We start from the raw sequence: 20,186 nt of genomic DNA on the forward strand, positions 1-20,186 counted from the left end.
CGACAGCTACCTGCGGTGGTATCACCTCGCCGTCCTCCCGCGCGCTCCTTCACCCCGCGCGGTCCTCGCCGCAGCCGGGGGAATGCTGAGTGTTAGACCTGCGTGCATAGCTAATGCTAATTGAGCCTAATAGAGGATCATGCGCCGCGGGTCCGCAACCCGCCCGCCGCCGTCCGTTCCGCCTGCGGCCCGCGCCGACCCGGCCTCAGGCTGCGCGTTCCTTGGCATTCCTCCGTTCGGAGACTGACACTGTGCCGGCCGATATCCGCATCGTCCCCTGCCTCGAAGACAATTACGCCGTGCTCCTCCATGATCCCGTGACGGAGGCGACGGCCGTTGTAGACGTGCCGGAGCCCGGACCGGTCATGGACGCTCTCGACAAGGAGGGCTGGAACCTCACCCACATCCTGGTCACCCATCACCACGCCGACCATACCCAGGGCGTGCCGGCGGTGAAGGCGCGCTACGGCGCCACGGTGGTGGGGCCGAAGGCGGAGGCCGCGAACATCCCCGGCCTCGACGTGGCCGTGGTGGACGGCGATCCCGTTGCGGTGGGGTCGCTCGTTGGGCGGGTGCTGGAGACGCCGGGACATACGGCGGGTCCCGCCTCCTACCTGTTCGACGGCGAAAAGCTCCTCTTCGCCGGCGACACGCTCTTCACGCTCGGCTGCGGCCGCCCGCTGGAGTGCGATCCGCCGGTGCTGTGGGCCTCGCTCCAGCGCCTGCGGGCGTTGCCCGAGGACCTGACCCTCTTCTCGGGGCATGAATATACCCTCGCCAACGCGCGTTTCGCCCTCTCGGTCGATCCCGACAACGCGCGGCTGGCCGAACTCTTCGCCGAAGCGCAGGCCCGGCGGGCGAAAGGCGAGCCCACGATTCCCTCATCGCTTGTCGACGAGCTCCTCGCCAACCCCTTCCTGCGCGCTGACGATGTGGGCATGGCGGAGCGCCTCGGGATGGCGGGCGCGGACCCGGCCGAGGTCTTCACCGAGCTCAGGCTGCGCAAGAACAATTTCAGGGGCTAAGAGTATGGCCGAGATCGAAGGCCTTTCGGCCGATGCGGTGATCGCCCTTCTCGAGCTCTCGCCCCATCCCGAGGGCGGGCATTTCCGTGAGACCTTCCGCGACACGGCGCCCGGCGGCGGGCGCGGCGCGTCGACCGCAATCTATTTCCTGCTGAAGGCGGGGGAGCGCTCGCATTGGCATCGCGTCGATGCGAGCGAGGTGTGGCATTGGCACGCCGGCGCGCCGCTGACGCTTCGCATCGCCGACTCGTCCGGCAAGCGCGATCTGATCCTCGGATCAAACCTCGCCGCGGGCGAACGCCCGCAGGGCGTTGTTCCGCCTCATGCCTGGCAAGCGGCTGAAAGCCGGGGGGCGTGGACTTTGGTGGGGTGCACGGTGGCACCAGCTTTCGACTTTGCCGGCTTCGAACTTGCTCAGCCGGGTTTCGAGCCGGGCTGAGGACCTTATGGGAAGGCTGAGGTTTAGCTGCGGGCCGCGGACATGGCGATGGCGTCGCCTTCGACCACGTCGGCCGTGGCATCAGCGCCCATGAGCACCAGCAACTTGGCCCGGGCGCGGTTGACGCGGCTCTTGATGGTACCTAGAGCGCAGCCGCAGACGTCGGCCGCCTCCTCGTAGGAGAGGCCCGCCGCGCCGACGAGCACCAGCGCCTCGCGCTGGTCGTCCGGCAGTTGGGCGAGCGCATCCTTGAGCGAGGTCAGGGTCGCCGACCATTCCTGGCTGGGACCGATGTTGGTGTCCTGCTGCGCCAGCGCAGACATTCCGTCGTTCTCGCGCCGGCGTTTGCGGATTTCGGTGTAATAGGTGTTGCGCAGGATGGTGAAGAGCCAAGCCCGCAAATTCGTGCCGGGATCGAACTTGTCGATGTTCGACAGCGCCTTGAGGAGCGTCTCCTGCACCAGATCGTCGGCTTCCGTGCGGTTCCGCGTCAGCGACCGCGCGAAGGCGCGCAGGGCAGGGAGGAATTCCAGCACCTGCGTGCGCAGGGCGGCAGCGTCCATCTCGCGACGTTCCCTTTCGCTTTCCGCGGGCAGATCCATCGGTACCCTATTCTTTCCGGCAATCGGTGAGCATTTTGTGGCAGCCCGCCTTGGAAGAGGCAGAAGCGTCGAAGCAGGGCTTCCAAGCTTCGGCGCCCTCCAGGGCAGCGGCCTCGCCGCTTGAGCGCGACCATGAGATCAACGTCGGGGGCGATGCCCGGGTTCCATCGGGGGAAGATCCCATAACCTGATGTAGGTTATTCGGGGGTCCCGGTCGACTGGCCGCTCTTCTGCCCGCCCTTCTGGCCGGCTTGCGAAGCGAGGGTGCGATCGCGAGAGAAGCTGCGATGCTCGTCGGCGACGCTCTGTCCACCCTTGCGGCCGGCCTCGGCGGCAAGCGTGCGGTTCTGAAAGAAGCTCCGCTTTTCGGCGGGGACGCTTTCGCCGCCCTTGCGCGCTATGGCGCGCTGCTTCTCGGCATCCATTGCCGCAAACCCGCGCTGGGACGTGCCCTTGGATCGAGCCTTGTCCATCTGCTCTGTTCCTCCAAATTGGATCGGTGCCGTCGAGCGGCTCCCAGAGCCGGATCCGATCGGGTCGGATCGGCGTGATGTGAATCCGCGCCCGGTATCAGGGAGCGAAACCAGTGGACGTCCGGCCTGCGGCGCAAGCTGCTCGGATCGACCTGTCTGAGAAACGAAGGCAAACGCGCTCCGGTTCCGATCACGGCGCAGGTTTACCGGAGGTCGCCTAGGCGTGGCCGGCAGCGTGGCCGGCGGTATCGGGGGAAGTGGCTGCCGGACAAGGGAAATCGCCCGAAATCAGCAGGTTCTCGCCGCTTTCGTCGCGCCCCCGGGTCAACGTTCCCCCCAATTGGGACGCGAAACCCGATGCAAGGCTGACCGCACCGGGCTGCTCCTCCCGCGCCACGGCCGCGCCGGACAGAACGAGGCTCAGGCGCCCATCCGCAAGGCTGCCGCGCAGCAGCACGACGGTGGAGGTGGCACGATCGGGAACGGTGAGGTTGAGCACCAGCTCCACCACCATGAGGGCCAGGGGCACCGCCATGTCCGTGGGCAGACGCACCTCCTGGGCTTCCACCGAGATGCGCAGGTTCTGGTCGGTGCTGCCCTCGATGAGGGAGGCAAGCTCGCGCAGCAGCTCGCGCAGACGCACCTGGGAGCCATCGCTCGCCTCGTAAAGGATGCGGTGCACCAGGGCGAGGGTGTTGACGCGGGTGCGCAGCTGGTCGAACCGCCGGCGATCCTCGCCCTTGCCCATGCCGGTGCCGTAGAGGCTGAGAAGGCTGACCACCACCTGGAGGCTGTTCTTGATGCGGTGATGGATTTCGCGCACCAGCGCGGTCTTTTCGGCGAGATTCTCGCGCAGCCGCGCGTCGCGCTGGCGCACGGCGAAGGCCATGTTCTCCACCGAATGGCCGAGCACGCGGAATTCGCTGGGCGCTGCGTCGAGCCGCGTCGGGCGGAAGCCGTAATGGCCCTGCGCATAAACCGCCGTGACCCGGCGCAGATACAGCAGCCAGCGCAGTATGATGCGGTCCACGGCGACCCACAGCGCGATCAGCGAGGCGATGATGATGAGCGCCGGCAGCGCGAAGCTCGCCGCCACCGTCACCAGCGTCCATCCAAACAACTGGTCGGAGGGCAAGGCGAAAGCGACCACCAGCCCGTCCCGGCCAAGGGGAGCGGTGGCGAACGTCCAGCTCCGCCCGGACGGGTCGATGCCCTCGTAAAGCCCTGCGCCCTTGGCGCCGATGCCGCCCGGCCCGAACTGGGTCGGCTCGAACAGCGCCGAGCTCATGGCACGCGCGTTCGATACCAGCTCCTCGCCGCGCGGCGAGAACACCGCGACGATGCCGTCGGACGGCTGCACCTGCTGCTTCATCAGATTGTCGAGCCAGTTGATCTCGATGCCGAGGACCAGGGCGCCTTCCAGATGGCCGGCGGCGTCGCGCAGGGGCAGCACGCCCACCAGCACGTCCTTGTTCGCGGCCGGGCTATGCACGCGGCCGGTCAGGCTGAAGCCGGGCTGGCGCAGGGCGGCCTGCCACCACGCGTCATTGCCGACCCGGCGCTCGGACAGGGGCAGCGCCGCGCATGTGACCTCTCCGGCGGCGTTGATCACGCCGATGTTCGCAACGAATGGCAGGCTGACCGTTGCGCCGCGCAATGTCGCCATGCAGGTCGGCCCGGAGCTGCGCACCTCGTCCACGTTCTTGAGGGCGTAGAGCACGTTCTCGGTGGAGGCGATGATGTTCTGCTGGGACGCCGCGGCGGCAAGCGCACGCTGCAACAAGCGCTGGCGCGCGTCTTCCTGAGCATTATGCAGCTGGATCACGCCCTGGATGATGTTGAGGGCCGCGATGGGCGCGAGCGCGATCATGACGACCAGGATCAGGCGACGCCGGACGCTGTCGAAGAGTGTTCTGGGCTGGCCGGCTGCGGAGGCGAAGATCGCGTTGCGCTCCTTGTGGCGTGCCCTTGCGGCCTGCGCCTTGTTAAGATCCATCGTCACTCCGCCGCGGCCTTGCGGGTACGTTCGCCCTTGGGGCGGCCCGCATTGGCGCCACCCTTGCCCAAAACCCTCACCTCGCCCAAACGTGTCGCTGCAGCGCGCCCGGGCAGCGAGTATAATGCACATGTCTGGGTCGGAGTTCCCTCTGTAAGGAACTTCTTGCGCACGCAAGCGTTACCGAGCTTGGCCTTCCGTCATTTCAGCCTCGAGGGATTTTCGCATGGCTTCCAACTCGCTCGTCAAGCAGCTGCCTTTCCTGCGCCGCTACACACGCGCGCTGGTGGGATCGCAGTCCGCCGGCGACCTGCTCGTGCAAAACACGCTCCAGGCCATCCTCGACGGCAAGGTGACCGTGGACGCGGCGGTGTCTCCGCGCGTCGCGCTCTATAAGGCCTTCCACGAGGTCTGGAATCACCAGCCAGCCGGCGGCGCGGTGCCGTCGCGGGCCGATGCGCGGCTTCAGGCCATGGACCCCGGCTCCCGTGTCGCCCTGCTGCTGACCGCCATGGAGGGCTTCTCCTTCGCGGAGGCGGCCAACATCCTCGGTGGCAGCATCGCTGACGTGGAGGCCCAGGTGGTCGCGGCGCAGCGGGAGATCGACCGCCAGATCGCGACCCGCGTTCTCATCATCGAGGACGAGTGGGTCATCGCCCTCGATCTGAAGACGCTGGTGGCGGAGCTCGGCCACGAAGTGGTCGGCGTCGCCCCGACCCATGCGAAGGCGGTGGAATTGGCCAAGGCGGGCAATTTCGGCCTCGTGCTGGCCGACATTCAGCTGGCCGACGGCTCGTCGGGAATCGAGGCGGTCACCGAGATCCTGGAGAGCTTCAACGTGCCGGTGATCTTCATCACCGCCTTCCCGGACCGCCTGCTCACCGGCGAGCGTCCGGAGCCGACCTACCTCATCACCAAGCCCTTCCTCACCGAGACAGTCAAGGCGACCATCGCCCAGGCGCTGTTCTTCCACGAGGCGAAGGCCCTGCCGGAGGGCGTCGCCGCCGCCCGCACCGCGTGAGGCGCGCAGGGCGTCGCCAGCCGAGGGCTGGCTGCGCCCTGGGGCGAGGCGAAGCCGGTGATTTTCCTGCGGCACGCAATCGCCCCTCCCGTCGTTACACTCCCGAGCGGCGCATCGCGCCCGCCAGACCCAACACCCCGCGGAGATAACCATGGTTGACAAGCCGCAGATCGTGAGCACCCCGGCCCCCGAGCCCAGCCTGACGGACGTGAAGAGCGACGTCGATCAGCTCCGGACCGATTTCGCCCGCCTGCTCGATAGCCTCGGCAAGACTGCCAAGCATTCGATGAAGGGCGCCAAGGGCGATGCCGAGAGCGCCGCCAGCGATATGACCGAGTGGGCCGAAGGCCAGGTCGTGACCCTGCGCGAGAGCATTCGTGAGCAGCCCATCAAGGCCTGCGCCATCGCCGCCGGCGTCGGCGTCATCCTCGGCCAGATCCTGCTGCGCCGCTGAACCCGGCCGGGGGCGGCTCTCCGCCGCCTCCGCCGCCGAAACGTTTTTCCCGCCGCGGCTGCAATGCGCCGCGGCTTTTTATTTTCTACCGTCGAACGCCAGAACGGCAGACGGCCTTATGCGTCGGGCAGCATGCGGAAGCCCAGGCGCTCCAGCGCACCGCGCAGTGCGGCGCCATCGTAGGGCTTGGCGACGACGCAGATGTTCGGCCGCTTGTCGAGCTCCACCTGCAATTCCGCCGTCGCGTAGCCGGTGGCGATGATGACCGGCAGGTCGGGGGCGATCTCCCCGAGGCGCCGCACCACTTCCTCTCCCCGCATGTCCGGCAGGCCGATATCCACAATCGCGAGGACCAGCGTATCGCGGCCGATATCGGCCCGCGCGGTGCGTGCGTGAGCCAGCGCCGCCTCGCCGTGCGACGCCACCGTGACCTTGAAGCCGTTGTCTTCCAGGATCTGGCTCGCCACCAGCGCCACGAAGGGCTCGTCCTCCACCAGCAACACGTCGCCGCGCAGGGGCGGCTCCTCCAGCATGCCTTTCACCTTGGCCACCAGCTCGGCCTGGGTGAACGGCTTGGTGAGGAGCCGCACGCCGGGCTCCAGCCGGCCCTGATGAATGACCGAGTTCGGCGCGAAGGCGGTGGTGAACAGAACCCGCAGCCGACTCAGGCGGCGCTTCATCTCGTCGGCGAGGGCCCGCCCGTCCAGTCCGTCGCCGAGGCGCACGTCGGTGAACAGCAGGTCGGGGTGAAGGCCCTCGTCGATCCGTTGGAGCGCGGTCGCGGCATCGCGAGCCTCAATGACCTTGTACCCGGCCTCCTGCAGGTTGGCCGAGGTCATGGCCCGGATCTCGTCGTCGTCCTCCACCACCAGCACCGTCTCGACGCCCGTGGGATCGGCGCTCTCGGCGGCGTCGGCCGGCGGGTCGGCAGTCGGGCTCTCTTCCAGGCGCGGCAGATAGAGCTTCACCGTGGTGCCCTCGCCGCGCTTGGAATAGATCATGACGTGGCCGCCGGACTGCTTGACGAAGCCATACACCTGGCTGAGGCCGAGGCCGGTGCCGTCTTTCGGTCCCTTGGTGGTGAAGAAGGGCTCGAACGCCCGGGCACGCACATCCTCGGACATGCCGAGACCGGTATCGCTGACGAAGATCGCCACGTAGCGGCCGGGCGACAGGTCTTCGTGCGCCGCGCAATAGGCGTCATCCAGATAGGCGTTGGCGGTCTCGATGGTGAGCTTGCCGCCGTCGCTCATGGCATCGCGGGCGTTCACCGCGAGGTTGAGAATGGCGTTCTCCAGCTGGTTGTGGTCGATCTCGGTCCGCCACAGACCGCCCGCCAGCACGGTCTCCACCATCAGCCGTTCGCCGAGTACGCTGCGCAGCATGTGGGACATGCCGGTGACGAGCCGGTTGACGTCGGTGGGCCTTGGGTCGAGGGGCTGGCGGCGGGAGAAGGCGAGCAGGCGCTGGGTGAGGATGGCGGCCCTCAGCGCGCCCTGCCGACCGTAATCCAGGAAGCGGCGGATGTCCTGCGCCTCCGGGGGGACGCGGCGCTCGGCGGCTTCGAGATTGCCGATGATGACGGTCAGAAGATTATTGAAATCGTGGGCGATGCCACCGGTGAGCTGGCCCACGGCCTCCATCTTCTGCGCCTGGCGCAGCTGGGATTCCGCCCGCAGCCGCTCATCCATCTCCTGCTTGAGGCGGGTGTTGGCTTCGGCGAGTTCGGCGGTGCGCTCGGCAGCGAGGCGTTCGAGATCCTCATTGCTGCGCGCCAACGCCTCGCGCGCCGACACGATCTCGGAAATGTCGGTGCAGCTGCCGTACCAGCGGTCGACCTGTCCATCGTCGTCGCGCACCGGAACGGCGCGGCACAGGAACCAACGATAGGTGCCGTCTTGGGCCCGGAAGCGACATTCGCGCGAGAAGGGGCTGCCCTTTGCGAGGGACTCTTTCCAGGCGGTAAGCGCGCATTCGCGCTCTTCGGGATGCAGGAAATCGTGCCACTCCCGGACCTCGCCGGGGGGCGGCTCGACGCCGGTATATTCGGACCAGCGGTGGTTGTAATAGTCGCCCGCGCCGTCGGGCTTGGAGGTCCACACCATCTTCGGCAGGGCCTCCGCGAGGAGGCGATAGCGCTGCTCGCTCTCGGAAATGGCGCGCTCGGCTTTCTTGCGCTCGGTGATCTCCACCACGATCATGCCGACGAGACTGATGGACTGGCCGACCGTCCGCACGGGGAAATAGCTCACGAGAAAATGCCGCCACACCCCGGGCGCGGCGGAGGTGGCACTTTCCAGTTCGACGTCGGCGACGACCGCGCCGGTCGCGAGCACCTTCTCCAGCGCCGGCGTCACCGCATCCGCGAGCTGCGGCAGCATGTCGGGCAGGGACCGGCCCACATGCTCCGCGGCCGGGATGCCGACCATCCGGGCGAGCATCTCGTTGACGCGGATGAAGCGCAGATCAGAGTCGAAGAAGGCGAATCCCACCGGCGCATGCTGAAGCAGCGCTTCGAGCGTCGCCAATACGGTGGTTTGCTCGGACACGGCGGCGAGGAGCGCCGCGTGGGCGCGATCAAGCCGCCGCACCGTCTGGCGCATGAGCGTAGCGATGATCCAGACCGCAACCGCGTTCAAAGCGAAGGAAAACAGCGTCACCATGGCAGTGACGCGCGCGGCCCCGTCTCCGTCCGGCAGAAATGCGCCGTTGCCAACGAGAAGAACGGCGATGGCCGCGAGCCCCACCTCGGCACCGCAGACCAGGCCGACCACGATCACGGCCGGAAGCTGGAACAGGAATGGGGGGAAGTGGGGAAACCAGAGGCTCAGCGCATAGCGCAGCAGATAGGCGGCCGCCAGCACTCCCGCCGCGAAGGCAAGCCGCCACCACAATGGGCGCGGTTCAGCAATAATGCGGAAGAAGAGGCCGGCCGGGCCACGGGTGGGCAGGTCCATCGAAGCTCCTGCGGCGATCGGGCCGCCACCATGCCCCCGATGATCCGCAGGGTTCAACCGTCGGGCGCGTGCAATGATTTATGCCGTCCCTTACGCCCGGACCCGACACGCGCGGAGTGCGGGGACCCTAAAGGCCCCCGCACCCGTGCGTAACGATTGTCTGGGCCGACCGCGGATCAGCGGTTGGTGGCAGGCGGGGTGGTGGTGGCCGGGGTGCCGACCGGACGGTTCACGCTGCCGGTGGTGGCCGGGGCGCTCTCATACTCGGCGAAGGTGGGGGCCGCCTTCAGCTCGTCCTTGGACTTGCGCAGCACCATCTTCTGCTTGCCGTCGGAGTTGCGGCTCACCTCGACCGCCTGGAACGGGACGGCCACGTCCTTCTCGCCGATGCCGAGGAAGCCGCCGACGCCGATCACGGCCGCGACCACATTGCCCGACGGATCGACCAGCAGGTCGTTGATCTCGCCGAGGTTCTCGTCGGCGCTGCCGTACACGGTCATGCCGATGAGGTCGGACGCCATGAACTGGTTCGCAGCCTGGGTGCTCACGAACGCGGCATTGGTGGTGCTGGAAGGCGCCATCTGGGCGGTCGGGGCCGGGGTGGCGGGGGTGGCAGGCGTGGTGGCCTGCTGAGCCATCGCGGTGGTGGAAAGAAGAGCCGCAGCGGCGGCAGCGTAGATCGACATCTTCTTCATAACTTCCTCCTGATGGAAACGTGTTCGGGGCGAATGGCTCTGTTCAAGCCTGAAGAAACACCGGCAATCCAGCGGTGTCGCCGAGATCGCAACTGCCTCTTCTGTGAGAAACTGAACGCTCGCACAGTCTTGTTGAGCGAGCAGTGACAAGGTTTCTCTTGTCTCCGCTGTGGAGTAAACTCGCTCCCCTACGCTCGGTTCCCATCAAGTTCGCGCTGCTCCGGCGCTGCAGCGCATCAGCTTTGGCAAGTGCCCGCAGCCCTTGCGCGGTTTGAGCTTGCATGGCACAGGCGAACGAGCCCCGAGCCAGGATCTGAGGCGATGTTCCGTACCCTGTCCGACTTCATCACCGACATCACCGGCGGCCACCGCGAGGCGTCGGCCTTCGACGAGGGCGACTACCGGCTAGCCGCCGCCGCGCTGCTGGTGCACGTGATGTCCATCGACGGGTCGGTGACGGCCGACGAGCACGCCGTGCTCAAGCAGATCCTCGCCAGCCGTTTCGCGCTCGATGCGGCGGCGACGGAGGCGCTGGTGGAGCTCGCCATCGCCAAGGATGCCGAGGCGGTGGACCTCTATGCCTTCACCAGCGTGCTCAACCGCGCGCTGGACGACGAGGGCCGCCGGCGTATCGTGGAGATGATGTTCGAGGTGGCCTATTCCGACGGCGGGCTCACCGAGTTCGAGGACAATCTGGTGTGGCGCGCGGCCGAGCTGCTGAACGTTGGCTCGCGGGACCGCATCCGCATCCGGCGCGAGGTGCGCGAGGAGACGGAAACGGGCAGTGAGCAGGGCGACCAGTGACGCGCCGGCCGGCGCCGGCGACACCCTCCTTGTGGTGCTCCACCAGAAGCGCTCGACCCCCGGCCGCATCGGCGAGCGCCTGATCGCCCGCGGCTATCAGCTCGACATTCGCCGCGCCGCGCTCGGCGACCCGCTCCCCGACAGCTTCCGTGACCACGCGGGCGTCGTGGTGTTCGGCGGGCCGATGAGTGCCAATGACGAGGCCCCCTTCATTGCGGACGAGATCCGCCTGATGGAGCTGGCGCTCGCGGCCGGCGTGCCGAGCCTCGGCATCTGCCTCGGCGCCCAGCTGCTGGCCCGCGCCCTCGGTGCCCGCGTCGCGCCCCACGCTGAGGGGACGTGCGAGATCGGCTATTACCCTCTTGCGCCCACCGAGGTGGGCGCCGCCCTCATGCCGTGGCCGAGCCACGTCTACCACTGGCATTCGGAAGGCTTTGATCTGCCCACGGGTGCCGAGCTGCTCGCCACCGGCGAGGCGTTTCCCAACCAAGCGTTTCGCCATGGCCGCGCTTTCGGGGTGCAGTTCCACCCCGAGGTCACGCGCGAGATGATGTGCCAGTGGACCGAGATCGGTGCCCATCATTTCGGCCGGCCCGGCGCCCAGCCCGGCCTTGCGCACCTGGAAGGCTGGGGGCGCTACGATACGGCGGTGTGCCGCTGGCTCGATGCCTTCCTGGACACGGTCTTCTCTCCCGATGCGCCAGCCGCGCCCACCGGTGGGGCGGATCGGCGCTGACACGTCCCGCCCCCCAAGCGGGGCTGCGTAAGGCTGTCATGGATGAGCTGTACCCTCGCCGGAAAACCGCCGAGGAGATGTCGCCATGGATGCCCGCTCGCCATTGCCGCCGATCCGCGGCGTCGGATACTCCATCCGTTCCGGGTCGCCGGAGTTCGAGGACCTCGTCGCCAAGCTCGACGAGGCGGAGGCGCTGGGCGTCGATTTCGTCGAGCTGCCCGCCTTCGCCTGGACGCTTGTGGTGAACGGGGAGGTTCGTCCCGATCGCCTGGAGCGGTTGGTGCGAATGACCCGGGAACGGCCGTTCGGCTATACGGTGCATGGCCCGCTCGCCATCAACCTGATGGCGCCCAAGGCGCACCTGCCCCGCCACGCGGCGCTGCTCGATGCCATGATCGACGTGGCCGGCGCCCTCGGCGCGCCCACGCTGGTTCTTCATTCCGGCTGCATCCGAGGCGACGACGACGTGGCGGTGGCCTACTCGCGCCAGCGCGAGGCGCTGACCCGCGCCGGGGACCGTGCGGCGGCGCAGGGCGTTACCCTCTGCGTGGAGAACATCTTCCGCTTCGAGCCCATGCGCGAGACGGCGCTGCCCTCGCGCCTCGCCGGCGAGATCGACGCCATCGACCATCCCTTCGTGCGCGCCACCCTCGACGTCAGCCACGCCTGGCTGAGGGCCAGCGATGCGCGGGCGGATTTCGCCGCCGAGATCGCTGCCCTCGCGCCCTACGCCCGGCATGTGCACGTTCATGACAGCTTCGGCCGGCCGGCCGAGAGCTGGATCATGGACGAGAGCGAGCGGCTGGCCCTCGGCGAGGGCGACCTGCACCTCCCGCTCGGCTGGGGCGGAATCGACTGGGACGACGTGGCCCGCCGCTGCCGCCTCGCCGCCGGGACGGTGGTCAATCTTGAGCTTCATCGGCGCTACTGGTCCGAGCTGCCGGCCCAGATCCCGCTACTGCGGGCGCTGGCAGACAAGTTCGCCTTCCACACGCCGGCCGCGACCTGACTCGGTTTGCGCTGCGGCGGGCGGCTCTGCCTCCCACTGTGCAGCGCGAAATTCAGATCTTTGTATTCCCGGACTTTTTCGCGCCGGAGGCTTCGCTCGCACGCCAGATGATCTAGCTTGGCGCCGGAGGAGCCCCACCATGCCCGTCGCCACAGATCCCCACGCCGCCCACAGCCCGCCGCCCGGCAGCGCCGAGCATGCTTTACTTTCTCCCAGCAGCAGCATGCTGCTGAAGCGCTGGAGCGTGTTCCTGGCGCTCATCGCCGGTGCGCTCCTCACCCTCGTCCTGTCCTTCGTGGTGCACCAGGACTGGCTCATCGCCTTCTGCATCCTGTTCCCGCTGGTGCTGGTGGGCGTGTTCGACGTCACCCAGTCCGAGCATTCCTTGCTGCGCAATTATCCGGTGATCGGCTCGGTGCGCTGGATCTTCGAGGCCCTGCGGCCCTACCTGCGCCAGTATCTGATGGAGGACGACCTCTCCGAGCGACCCTACAATCGCGAGGATCGCTCCATCGTGTACGCGCGGGCCAAGAACGAGGAGGACCGCCAGCCCTTCGGCACCGAGCTCGACACCTATGCCGCGGAATACGAGTGGATGACCCATTCGCTCGCCCCCGCGCCCGTGGCGCGCGAGCCGTTCCGGGTCGCCGTCGGCGGGCCGTCCTGTACCAAGCCCTATTCCGCCTCGGTGCTGAATATCTCGGCCATGAGCTTCGGCTCGCTCGGCCGCAATGCGATCGAGGCGCTGAACCTCGGTGCGCGCACCGGCGGATTCTACCATGACACCGGGGAAGGCGGTTTCTCGCGCTACCACGCCATCCATGGCGGCGACATCGTCTGGGAGCTGGGTTCCGGCTATTTCGGCGCCCGCAACCGCGACGGCACCTTCTCGCCCGAGCGCTTCGCCGAGCGCGCCGCCGACGATCAGGTGAAGATGGTGGAGATCAAGCTCTCCCAGGGCGCCAAGCCCGGCCACGGGGGCGTGCTGCCGGCGGCCAAGGTGACCCCGGAGATCGCCGAGACGCGCGGCATCCCCATGGGCGAGGACTGCATCTCGCCGTCGCGCCATTCGGCCTTTTCCACCCCGGCGCAGATGATGGAGTTCGTGGCGCTGCTGCGCGAGCTGTCCGGCGGCAAGCCGGTGGGCATCAAATTGTGCGTCGGCCACCCGAGCGAGGTCTTCGCCTTGGCGAAGGCCATGGTGAAGACCGGCATTCGCCCGGACTTCGTGGTGGTGGACGGTTCGGAGGGCGGCACCGGCGCGGCGCCGCACGAACTCGCCGATCATCTGGGCATGCCGCTGCGCGAGGGGCTCATCCTGATGCGCAATGCCCTCGTGGGCACCGGCCTGAGGCAGGAGGTGCGGCTTGCCGCGTCGGGCAAGGTCACCTCCGGCTTCTCCATGGCGGCAAACATGGCCATCGGCGCCGATTGGTGCAACGCGGCCCGGGCCTTCATGTTCTCGCTGGGCTGCGTGATGTCCATGCGCTGCCACACCGGGGCGTGCCCCACCGGCGTCACCACCAACGACCCGCACCTCCAGCGGGGCCTCGTGGTGCCGGAGAAGGCGGAGCGGGTGGCGAGCTACCATCACCACACCCTGCACGCCCTCGCCGAGCTGGTGGCGGCGGCGGGACTGGAGCATCCGCGCGAGCTGCTGCCGCATCATGTTTGGCACCGGGTGAGCCCCATCGAGGTGAAACCCCTCGACCGCATCTATCCCTTCCTCGCCTCTGGCGCCCTGCTCGATGCGCCGGACGAGACGCCCTATGCCCCGGAATGGGCGGCGGCGGATGCCGACAGCTTCGCCCCGCGGGCGGTCGTCGGACCCCGCCGCGCCGCGTGACGCCCGCGCCTTGCGGGGCGCGAAGGCGATTCCCATATGAGCCTCGTCGGGATGCCGCAAGGGTCCCGGCGGGCACGGCCGGATAGGTGCGTGCCCGGCAATGCAAAGTCGCTTGACGAGGGCTTTGACCGATGTCGCGGATGTCTTCCCTGTCGTCCCCCTTCCTCCTGGGGTTCGACGAGGTCGAGCGTGCGCTCGACCGGGTGGCCAGGAGCGCGGACGGGTATCCTCCCTACAATGTGGAGAGGATCGAAGCCGCCGGAGAGCCGCTGCGCCTCAGGATCACCCTGGCGGTGGCGGGCTTCACGGCGGAGCAGCTCGAGGTCGTGCTGGAAGAAAAGGAGCTGACCATCCGGGGCCGTCAGGTCGACGATGGGCAGGGACGGACCTTCCTTCACAGGGGCATCGCCGCCCGGCAGTTCCAACGCACCTTCGTTTTGGCGGAGGGCATGAACGTGCTGGGAGCCGAACTGACCAACGGTCTGCTTTCGGTGGATCTGGTGAGACCGGAACCTGCGCGCCACGCCAAGCGTATCGACATCGTCTCCCGCGCGTGAGCGGAGGCCTGCCGGCGTTGCCACGAGTGAGGAGTAACGACATGACACACGACACCGAACATCAGGTCACCACCCCCGGAGACATCACCCCCGAGGCCCTCGCTGGGCTCGGCGGCGGCGAGATCGCCTATGTGCGTTCGATCCGCTCGGAAGACGTGGCCTCGCTCTTCCCGCAGGCGCCCCAGCTGGCGCCCGGCATGACGCTGTTCACGCTCCATGCGGCCGACGGCACGCCCATCCTGCTCACGGACAGCCGTGAGGCTGCGCTGGCCAATGCCATGCAGCACGAACTGGTGACCGTCAGCGTCCACTGATGCCTTGGCCCCTCGCCCGCGCGGCGGGGGTCATCTTGCGCGCCTCGCCAGGCGCGGCGCTTGCGGCGTGAGCCGCTTCAGGCCGGCCTCGGCGTGAGTCAGCTCAAGCGGCGTTGGAGGCCGAGGAGGCGGTGAGAAGCGCGTGCATGGCGGATGCATCGCGCGTGGCGCGCAGCTTCTCCACCACCTCGGGATCGCGCAGCATGCGGGCAACCCGCGCCAGGGCCTTGAGGTGGTCGGCGCCGGCGGCTTCGGGCGCGAGCAGCAGGAACACGAGATCCACCGGCGCCCCGTCCAGCGATTCGAAGTCAATGGGCTTTTCCAGCCGCGCGAACAGGCCGAACAGGCGCGTGAGGCCGGAGAGCTTGCCGTGGGGGATGGCGATGCCGTTGCCGACGCCGGTGGAGCCGAGCCGCTCGCGTTGAAGCAGCGTCTCGAAAATCTCCCGCTGGTCGCGGCCCATGAGCAGGCCGGCGTTGTGCGACAATTCCTGGAGAGCCTGTTTCTTGCTGCTCGCCCGCAGCATTGGAAACACTGCTTCGGCGGGAAGAAGGTCGGCGAGCGGCATTGATCGGATCCCTGCGGCGAGCGGCCGAGGCTCGTATTAAGCGGCAGATCAAACTGGCCGAAACGTGAAGGAGGAGGCGACCCGCGCCTCCTGTCGTCCGCTCGTCCCTGGTTCAACGCTGGAAGGTCGCCCTTCCCGGGAGGCCGTGAGCGCGGCCTCCCCAATTCAAGGCCCCATCTAATGGGATCGTGCTCCCGGCTCAAGCCGGAGCTGTCCGTTATGGCGCGGCGGCGGGTCTATCCAGAGGAATTACATTCCGCCGGATCGGCCCGAACCGCCGCGGGAAGGCCGTGGCCTCAGTGCAGTTCTTCCGCCGCCGGGTCGATCCAGCCCACATGACCGTCGGGACGCCGGTAGACGACGCTGACCCGTCCGTGGCCGGCATGGCGGAAGACGACCACCGGCGCGCCGGTGATGTCCAGCTCCACAACGGCGTCGGCCACCGAAAGGGTCCGAAGGCGCGTGACCTGCTCGGCGACGACGGTGGGGCTCCAACCGGCGAGCTCCTCCTCCGTCTCCGCCTCGGGGGCCGGGCTGAGCACGTAGCTCTGGGCGGCGTAGTCCGCGCCATTGCCATTGCCGTGGCCGTGGCGGTCCTTGAGGCGCTGCTTGTAGCGCCGCAGCCGCTTCTCGATCTTCTCCACCGCCACGTCGGCGCACGAGTTCGCATCCTGCGCATTGCCATGCGCCTGGAGGTTCACGCCCGAATCAAGGTGGAGCATGCATTCTGAGCGGTAGCCGGACCCGTCTCTCGTGACGGTCACGTGTCCCGACCATCCGCCGTCGAAATATTTGGCGAGGACGTCCGAGACCCGCTCGGTGAGACGCTGACGAAGGGCTTCGCCCACGTCGATATTCTTTCCGGACACGCGTAGGGCCATGCGATTTGATCCCCTCTGAACGGTCTCCGAAGAGACCATCCTGCATTGCAAACCGGCCGGCCTGATAAGTGGTAGGAGTGCTTCGCCGGCATGTCAACGGAAACAGGGCGCCGGAATCGAGCCAACTCAGGGCCGGCCCCGCCGTTCTCTGCCGGACCGCGGCCAGTGGTCCCCGTGCCCCGCAAGACCCGGGAATCGGCAGACCCACAGGGGGAGGACTTAAGGCGCGGAGGCGCCCCGCGTGCGGGGTTCAGAAATCCGGGAGCGCCGTCCCGGACCACGTGCCGGGCGAGCTCCCATCCGCCGGGGGCTGAAGGCGCCGCCGCCTCAGCGGGACAGCCCGGGCCACATGCGCGACAGCACGCCGTCCCGTCGCAGCACGCCATGAAACAGGCCGGCGCCAATGTGCATGAGGACGAGGGCGGTCATCACGAAGCCGAGGCGGGCGTGCCACTCGCCGAAGAGGTCAGCGAGGGCGTCGTCCTTGCCGACGATGGTGGGCAGGGTGAACAGGCCGAAAACGCTCACCGCGGAACCGAAGGCATTGGAGGCGAGCCAGCCCAGCACGGGCATGACGAAGATGAGGACATAGAGCGCGTAGTGGACGATCTGCGCCACGGTCCACATGAGCTTCGGCATCCCCTCGGGCGGGGGCGGCGGCGGGTTCAGGATGCGCACCACCACGCGCACCACCGCGAGGCACAGGATGGTGAAGCCGATGGAGCGGTGGAGATCGAATAGCCGGTCCTGGGTCGGGCCTGAGTCGATGTTCATCATGGTGAAGCCAGCCGGGATGACCAGAATCACCAGGATCGCCATGATCCAGTGGATCCACCTAGCCGGCGACGCGTAGGGATGAAGATTGGCCGGGGTGTTCATCGCTGAGCTGCGCCTCCCTTTCGTCCGGCGCGCCCGAGGCCGCAGGGGCGGCGCGTCTCAGGTCGCACTGGAACAGCACATCACCGTCGGCGAACAGCTGAACATGCGCGGTCGGGCGAAGCGCCTGAGCCAAAGTGTCGCATGCCTTTCGGCTCAATCCGATGCGCCCGGCACCAAGGATGACCGGGGACACGAAGACGTGAAGCGTATCGACGAGGTCCGCCTCCATGAAGGCCGAAAGCGTCGACGGGCCGCCTTCCACCAGAATGCGGGCCAGCCCCCGCGCGGCGAGCGCCGCCACCACCGCCGCCGGAGCAAAGGGGCCGTCGCCGTCCAGCGCCGCCACCTCCACACCATCCGCGACAGGCGCATCCACGCCAGTCCGGCGCAGGACGATGCGGCGGGTGCCGTCATTGCGGAAGCAGCGCGCGGCCGGATCCGCGCGCCCCGTAGGGTCGATCACCACGCGGGCGGGATGGCGGCCCGCGACGCGCCGCACCGTCAGGAGCGGATCGTCGGCGCAGATGGTGCCGACGCCCACCACCACCGCGTCCACCGAGGCGCGCAGCGCGTGCAGATGATCGAGGGCGTGGGGACCGTTGATGTATTTCGATTCGCCCGAAGGGGTGGCGATCCGCCCGTCCAGCGACTGGCCGAGCTGGGCGATCACCACCGGCGGCGCACCCTTGTTCTGGCGGCCGGCGATCGCCATGTGCGAGCGGGCGGAAGCGTCCTCGTGCGGCCTGGGCCGCGTGGTCCTGTCATCCATCGTTTCTCGCTTGGCGTAGAGAATGGGGGCAGCATCATCAGGAACGCTCGATTGTGAAGGGTGTTACGGGTGTGACGCTGCCGCAGATCGATTTTTTGCCGTGCCGCGCCCCGTTCCACGCCGAAAGGTCCCCTTATGTCACCTGTGATTGATGGTCTCGGCGCCGGTCGCAGTTCGGGCGAGCTCGCAGTCGAGCGGGCGCTCGGCGAGGTCCGCGCCGGCCGCGGCGTGGTGATCGAGGCCGACAGCGCCGCGATCGTGGCATTTCCCGCAGAGGCCTTCGGAGACCGTACCGCAGAGGGATTGGAGGCGGCCGGCGCCGCCGAGACGCGACTCGTGCTGCCGGCGCCCCGGCTCCTGAAGATGGGTGCCCCCCGGGCTCAGGCGGGCGCCATCGCGCTCCAGCCTTTGGATCCCGCGCGGGTGGCCCGCCTCGCTCTGCGCGCCGATGCCAGCGTGGACGGCCCCGTGACACCCGCCGATCCCCTGGAGGCCACGGCGCTCGAACTGCTGGCCCTGGCCCTGCTCCTGCCGGCGGCGGTGGTGTGCGTGCTGCCGGAGGCTGCGGTCGCCGATCTGCTCCACGTGGCCGCATCCGACGTGCGCGCCTATCGCGCGGCGCAGGCCGCCCGTCTCGCCATCGTGGCGCGGGCGCCCGTCCCGCTGGAGGGCGCGCCGGATAGCGAGTTCGTGGTGTTCCGCGGGGGCGAGGGGCTGCGCGACCAGGTGGCCATCATCGTCGGTCGGCCCGACCTGTCGAGGCCGGTGGCGGTGCGGCTGCATTCGGCCTGCCTCACCGGTGACCTCTTCGGCTCGCTCAAGTGCGACTGCGGCGATCAATTGCGCGACACGGTGCGCCGCATGGCCGAGGGCGAAGGCGGCATCCTGCTGTATCTCGATCAGGAGGGCCGGGGCACGGGCATCTCCAACAAGATGCGCGCCTATGCGCTGCAGGCCCAAGGCTACGACACCTACGACGCCGACGCGGCGCTCGGCTTCGAGTTGGATCAGCGCCGGTTCGACTTCGCCGCCGCCATGCTCCGCCAGCTGGGCGTCAGTGCGGTCCGCATCTTCACCAACAATCCGCAGAAGATCGCGGCGCTGAAGGTGGCCGGCCTCGCCGTTGTCGCCGATCAGCGGGTGCATGGGCGGCCGACGGCGGAGAACGTGCGGTATCTCGCCTCCAAGCGCGACCGCGCCGGTCATTACATCGACTTCGACGCCCTCGCCGCCCGCGCGCCCGACTGATCGCGGCGCTTCGCGCTGCGCCGGGTTGTCTCCTTGCTTCAAAACGATTTAATACCGCCCGACCAAATGAACCGGGAGGATAAAGGGCATGGGCAAGGCAGGACGGAACGTCGCCATCGTTACCGGTGCGGGGTCGGGCGTGGGGCGCGCAGTGGCGGTGGCGCTGGCGGCGGCGGACTATGCGGTGACGCTGGCCGGCCGCCGGCTCGAGGCGCTCGAGGAAACCGCTGCCGCCATGCCGGGCGCCGCCACCCTCTGCGTGCCCACCGACGTGACCGATCCCGACTCCGTCCGCGCCCTGTTCGCGGCCACCGTGGAGAAGTTCGGCCGGCTCGACCTGCTGTTCAACAATGCGGGCACCGGGGCGCCTGCCATCCCGCTGGAGGACCTCACCTTCGCCCAGTGGCAGCAGGTGGTGGACACCAACCTCACCGGTCCCTTCCTGTGTACCCAGGAGGCCTTCCGGGTGATGAAGGCGCAGGAGCCGCGCGGCGGGCGCATCATCAACAACGGATCCATCTCCGCCTCGGCGCCGCGCCCCTTCTCGGCGCCCTACACTGCCACCAAGCACGCCATGACGGGCCTCACCAAGTCCACCTCGCTGGACGGGCGCGCCTATGACATCGCCTGCGGCCAGATCGACATCGGCAATGCCGACACGCCCATGGCGCAGAAGATGAAGGCCGGCGTGCCCCAGGCGGACCTCTCCATCAAGGTGGAGCCGGTGATGGACGTCGCCCATGTGGCGAGCGCGGTAGTCTACATGGCGAGCCTGCCGCTCGACGCCAACGTGCAGTTCATGACCATCATGGCCACCAAGATGCCCTTCATCGGCCGCGGCTGAAGGCTGCACCCCGTGGTCGTCACGGGGTGTGCCGCGCTATGCCGTCGGCTGCCGGCGCATCCGGGCCGG

The 20,186-nt window shown here is 68.3% G+C and carries 21 protein-coding genes; 12 read left to right on the plus strand and 9 right to left on the minus strand.

Going from position 1 to position 20,186, the window contains the following annotated elements; translation table 11 throughout:
• Positions 1 to 251: 251 nt before the first annotated feature.
• On the plus strand, positions 252 to 1,025 hold the full coding sequence (gene gloB, locus ABLE93_RS10795) for a hydroxyacylglutathione hydrolase (protein WP_348839805.1): 774 nt from the start codon (positions 252 to 254) through the stop codon (positions 1,023 to 1,025).
• A 4-nt stretch (positions 1,026 to 1,029) separates the two neighbouring features.
• Positions 1,030 to 1,464 carry a cupin domain-containing protein gene (locus tag ABLE93_RS10800; protein WP_348839806.1) on the plus strand — a complete coding sequence of 145 codons (435 nt, stop codon included), beginning with the start codon at positions 1,030 to 1,032 and terminating at the stop codon, positions 1,462 to 1,464.
• 23 nt (positions 1,465 to 1,487) lie between these two features.
• Here the strand turns inward: ABLE93_RS10800 and ABLE93_RS10805 are convergent, their stop codons facing one another.
• The 3 genes from ABLE93_RS10805 to ABLE93_RS10815 form a co-directional block, all read right to left on the minus strand.
• Positions 1,488 to 2,027, minus strand: a complete 540-nt coding sequence (locus ABLE93_RS10805) for a sigma-70 family RNA polymerase sigma factor (protein ID WP_348839807.1) — start codon at positions 2,025 to 2,027, stop codon at positions 1,488 to 1,490.
• A gap of 236 nt (positions 2,028 to 2,263) precedes the next feature.
• Positions 2,264 to 2,539, minus strand: coding sequence for a con-10 family general stress protein (locus ABLE93_RS10810; protein ID WP_348839808.1), 276 nt, complete (start codon positions 2,537 to 2,539; stop codon positions 2,264 to 2,266).
• A gap of 217 nt (positions 2,540 to 2,756) precedes the next feature.
• Positions 2,757 to 4,535, minus strand: coding sequence for a sensor histidine kinase (locus tag ABLE93_RS10815; protein ID WP_348839809.1), 1,779 nt, complete (start codon positions 4,533 to 4,535; stop codon positions 2,757 to 2,759).
• Between the two features lie 226 nt (positions 4,536 to 4,761).
• Here ABLE93_RS10815 and ABLE93_RS10820 point away from each other — a divergent pair, with 226 nt between their 5' ends.
• Complete coding sequence (locus tag ABLE93_RS10820) at positions 4,762 to 5,556, plus strand: response regulator (protein ID WP_348839810.1); 795 nt, start codon at positions 4,762 to 4,764, stop codon at positions 5,554 to 5,556.
• 151 nt (positions 5,557 to 5,707) lie between these two features.
• Positions 5,708 to 6,010, plus strand: a complete 303-nt coding sequence (locus ABLE93_RS10825) for an ElaB/YgaM/YqjD family protein (protein WP_348839811.1) — start codon at positions 5,708 to 5,710, stop codon at positions 6,008 to 6,010.
• Positions 6,011 to 6,126: 116 nt separating this feature from the next.
• On the opposite strand, the gene ABLE93_RS10830 is transcribed toward ABLE93_RS10825, so the two are convergent.
• Together ABLE93_RS10830 and ABLE93_RS10835 are read right to left on the minus strand one after the other, a co-directional pair.
• Positions 6,127 to 8,967 carry a response regulator gene (locus ABLE93_RS10830; RefSeq protein WP_348839812.1) on the minus strand — a complete coding sequence of 947 codons (2,841 nt, stop codon included), beginning with the start codon at positions 8,965 to 8,967 and terminating at the stop codon, positions 6,127 to 6,129.
• A gap of 176 nt (positions 8,968 to 9,143) precedes the next feature.
• A complete protein-coding gene (locus ABLE93_RS10835; protein WP_348839813.1) occupies positions 9,144 to 9,662 on the minus strand; it encodes a PRC-barrel domain-containing protein in 519 nt (172 codons plus the stop codon).
• Positions 9,663 to 9,983: 321 nt separating this feature from the next.
• On the opposite strand from ABLE93_RS10835, the gene ABLE93_RS10840 reads away from it, so the two are divergent.
• The 6 genes from ABLE93_RS10840 to ABLE93_RS10865 all read left to right on the plus strand — a co-directional run bounded on the left by ABLE93_RS10840 (position 9,984) and on the right by ABLE93_RS10865 (position 14,928).
• Complete coding sequence (locus ABLE93_RS10840) at positions 9,984 to 10,466, plus strand: tellurite resistance TerB family protein (RefSeq protein WP_348839814.1); 483 nt, start codon at positions 9,984 to 9,986, stop codon at positions 10,464 to 10,466.
• On the plus strand, positions 10,447 to 11,202 hold the full coding sequence (locus ABLE93_RS10845) for a glutamine amidotransferase (protein ID WP_348839815.1): 756 nt from the start codon (positions 10,447 to 10,449) through the stop codon (positions 11,200 to 11,202). The genes ABLE93_RS10840 and ABLE93_RS10845 overlap by 20 nt, the downstream gene beginning before the upstream one ends.
• 85 nt (positions 11,203 to 11,287) lie before the next feature.
• Entirely contained in the window at positions 11,288 to 12,211 is a 924-nt protein-coding gene (locus ABLE93_RS10850) for a sugar phosphate isomerase/epimerase family protein (protein WP_348839816.1), read from the plus strand.
• 223 nt (positions 12,212 to 12,434) lie between these two features.
• Complete coding sequence (locus ABLE93_RS10855; RefSeq protein ID WP_510183013.1) at positions 12,435 to 14,057, plus strand: FMN-binding glutamate synthase family protein; 1,623 nt, start codon at positions 12,435 to 12,437, stop codon at positions 14,055 to 14,057.
• Between the two features lie 131 nt (positions 14,058 to 14,188).
• The gene (locus ABLE93_RS10860) at positions 14,189 to 14,614 is read left to right on the plus strand and encodes an Hsp20 family protein (RefSeq protein ID WP_348839818.1); all 426 of its coding nucleotides are present in this window, start codon (positions 14,189 to 14,191) and stop codon (positions 14,612 to 14,614) included.
• Between the two features lie 41 nt (positions 14,615 to 14,655).
• Positions 14,656 to 14,928, plus strand: a complete 273-nt coding sequence (locus ABLE93_RS10865) for a BQ00720 family protein (RefSeq protein ID WP_348839819.1) — start codon at positions 14,656 to 14,658, stop codon at positions 14,926 to 14,928.
• Positions 14,929 to 15,031: 103 nt separating this feature from the next.
• On the opposite strand, the gene ptsN is transcribed toward ABLE93_RS10865, so the two are convergent.
• The 4 genes from ptsN to ABLE93_RS10885 all read right to left on the minus strand — a co-directional run bounded on the left by ptsN (position 15,032) and on the right by ABLE93_RS10885 (position 18,025).
• Complete coding sequence (gene ptsN, locus ABLE93_RS10870; RefSeq protein ID WP_348839820.1) at positions 15,032 to 15,496, minus strand: PTS IIA-like nitrogen regulatory protein PtsN; 465 nt, start codon at positions 15,494 to 15,496, stop codon at positions 15,032 to 15,034.
• A gap of 296 nt (positions 15,497 to 15,792) precedes the next feature.
• Entirely contained in the window at positions 15,793 to 16,377 is a 585-nt protein-coding gene (gene hpf / locus ABLE93_RS10875) for a ribosome hibernation-promoting factor, HPF/YfiA family (RefSeq protein WP_348839821.1), read from the minus strand.
• Positions 16,378 to 16,704: 327 nt separating this feature from the next.
• The gene (locus ABLE93_RS10880; protein ID WP_348839822.1) at positions 16,705 to 17,196 is read right to left on the minus strand and encodes a cytochrome b; all 492 of its coding nucleotides are present in this window, start codon (positions 17,194 to 17,196) and stop codon (positions 16,705 to 16,707) included.
• Positions 17,197 to 17,212: 16 nt separating this feature from the next.
• Positions 17,213 to 18,025, minus strand: a complete 813-nt coding sequence (locus ABLE93_RS10885; RefSeq protein WP_348839823.1) for a RibD family protein — start codon at positions 18,023 to 18,025, stop codon at positions 17,213 to 17,215.
• A gap of 135 nt (positions 18,026 to 18,160) precedes the next feature.
• On the opposite strand from ABLE93_RS10885, the gene ribA reads away from it, so the two are divergent.
• Complete coding sequence (gene ribA, locus ABLE93_RS10890; protein WP_348839824.1) at positions 18,161 to 19,273, plus strand: GTP cyclohydrolase II RibA; 1,113 nt, start codon at positions 18,161 to 18,163, stop codon at positions 19,271 to 19,273.
• Positions 19,274 to 19,361: 88 nt separating this feature from the next.
• On the plus strand, positions 19,362 to 20,117 hold the full coding sequence (locus ABLE93_RS10895) for an SDR family oxidoreductase (RefSeq protein WP_348839825.1): 756 nt from the start codon (positions 19,362 to 19,364) through the stop codon (positions 20,115 to 20,117).
• Positions 20,118 to 20,186 lie beyond the last annotated feature (69 nt).

The sequence above is a fragment of the Xanthobacter pollutisoli genome, from assembly GCF_040044995.1.
In the GTDB taxonomy this organism is placed as follows: domain Bacteria; phylum Pseudomonadota; class Alphaproteobacteria; order Rhizobiales; family Xanthobacteraceae; genus Xanthobacter.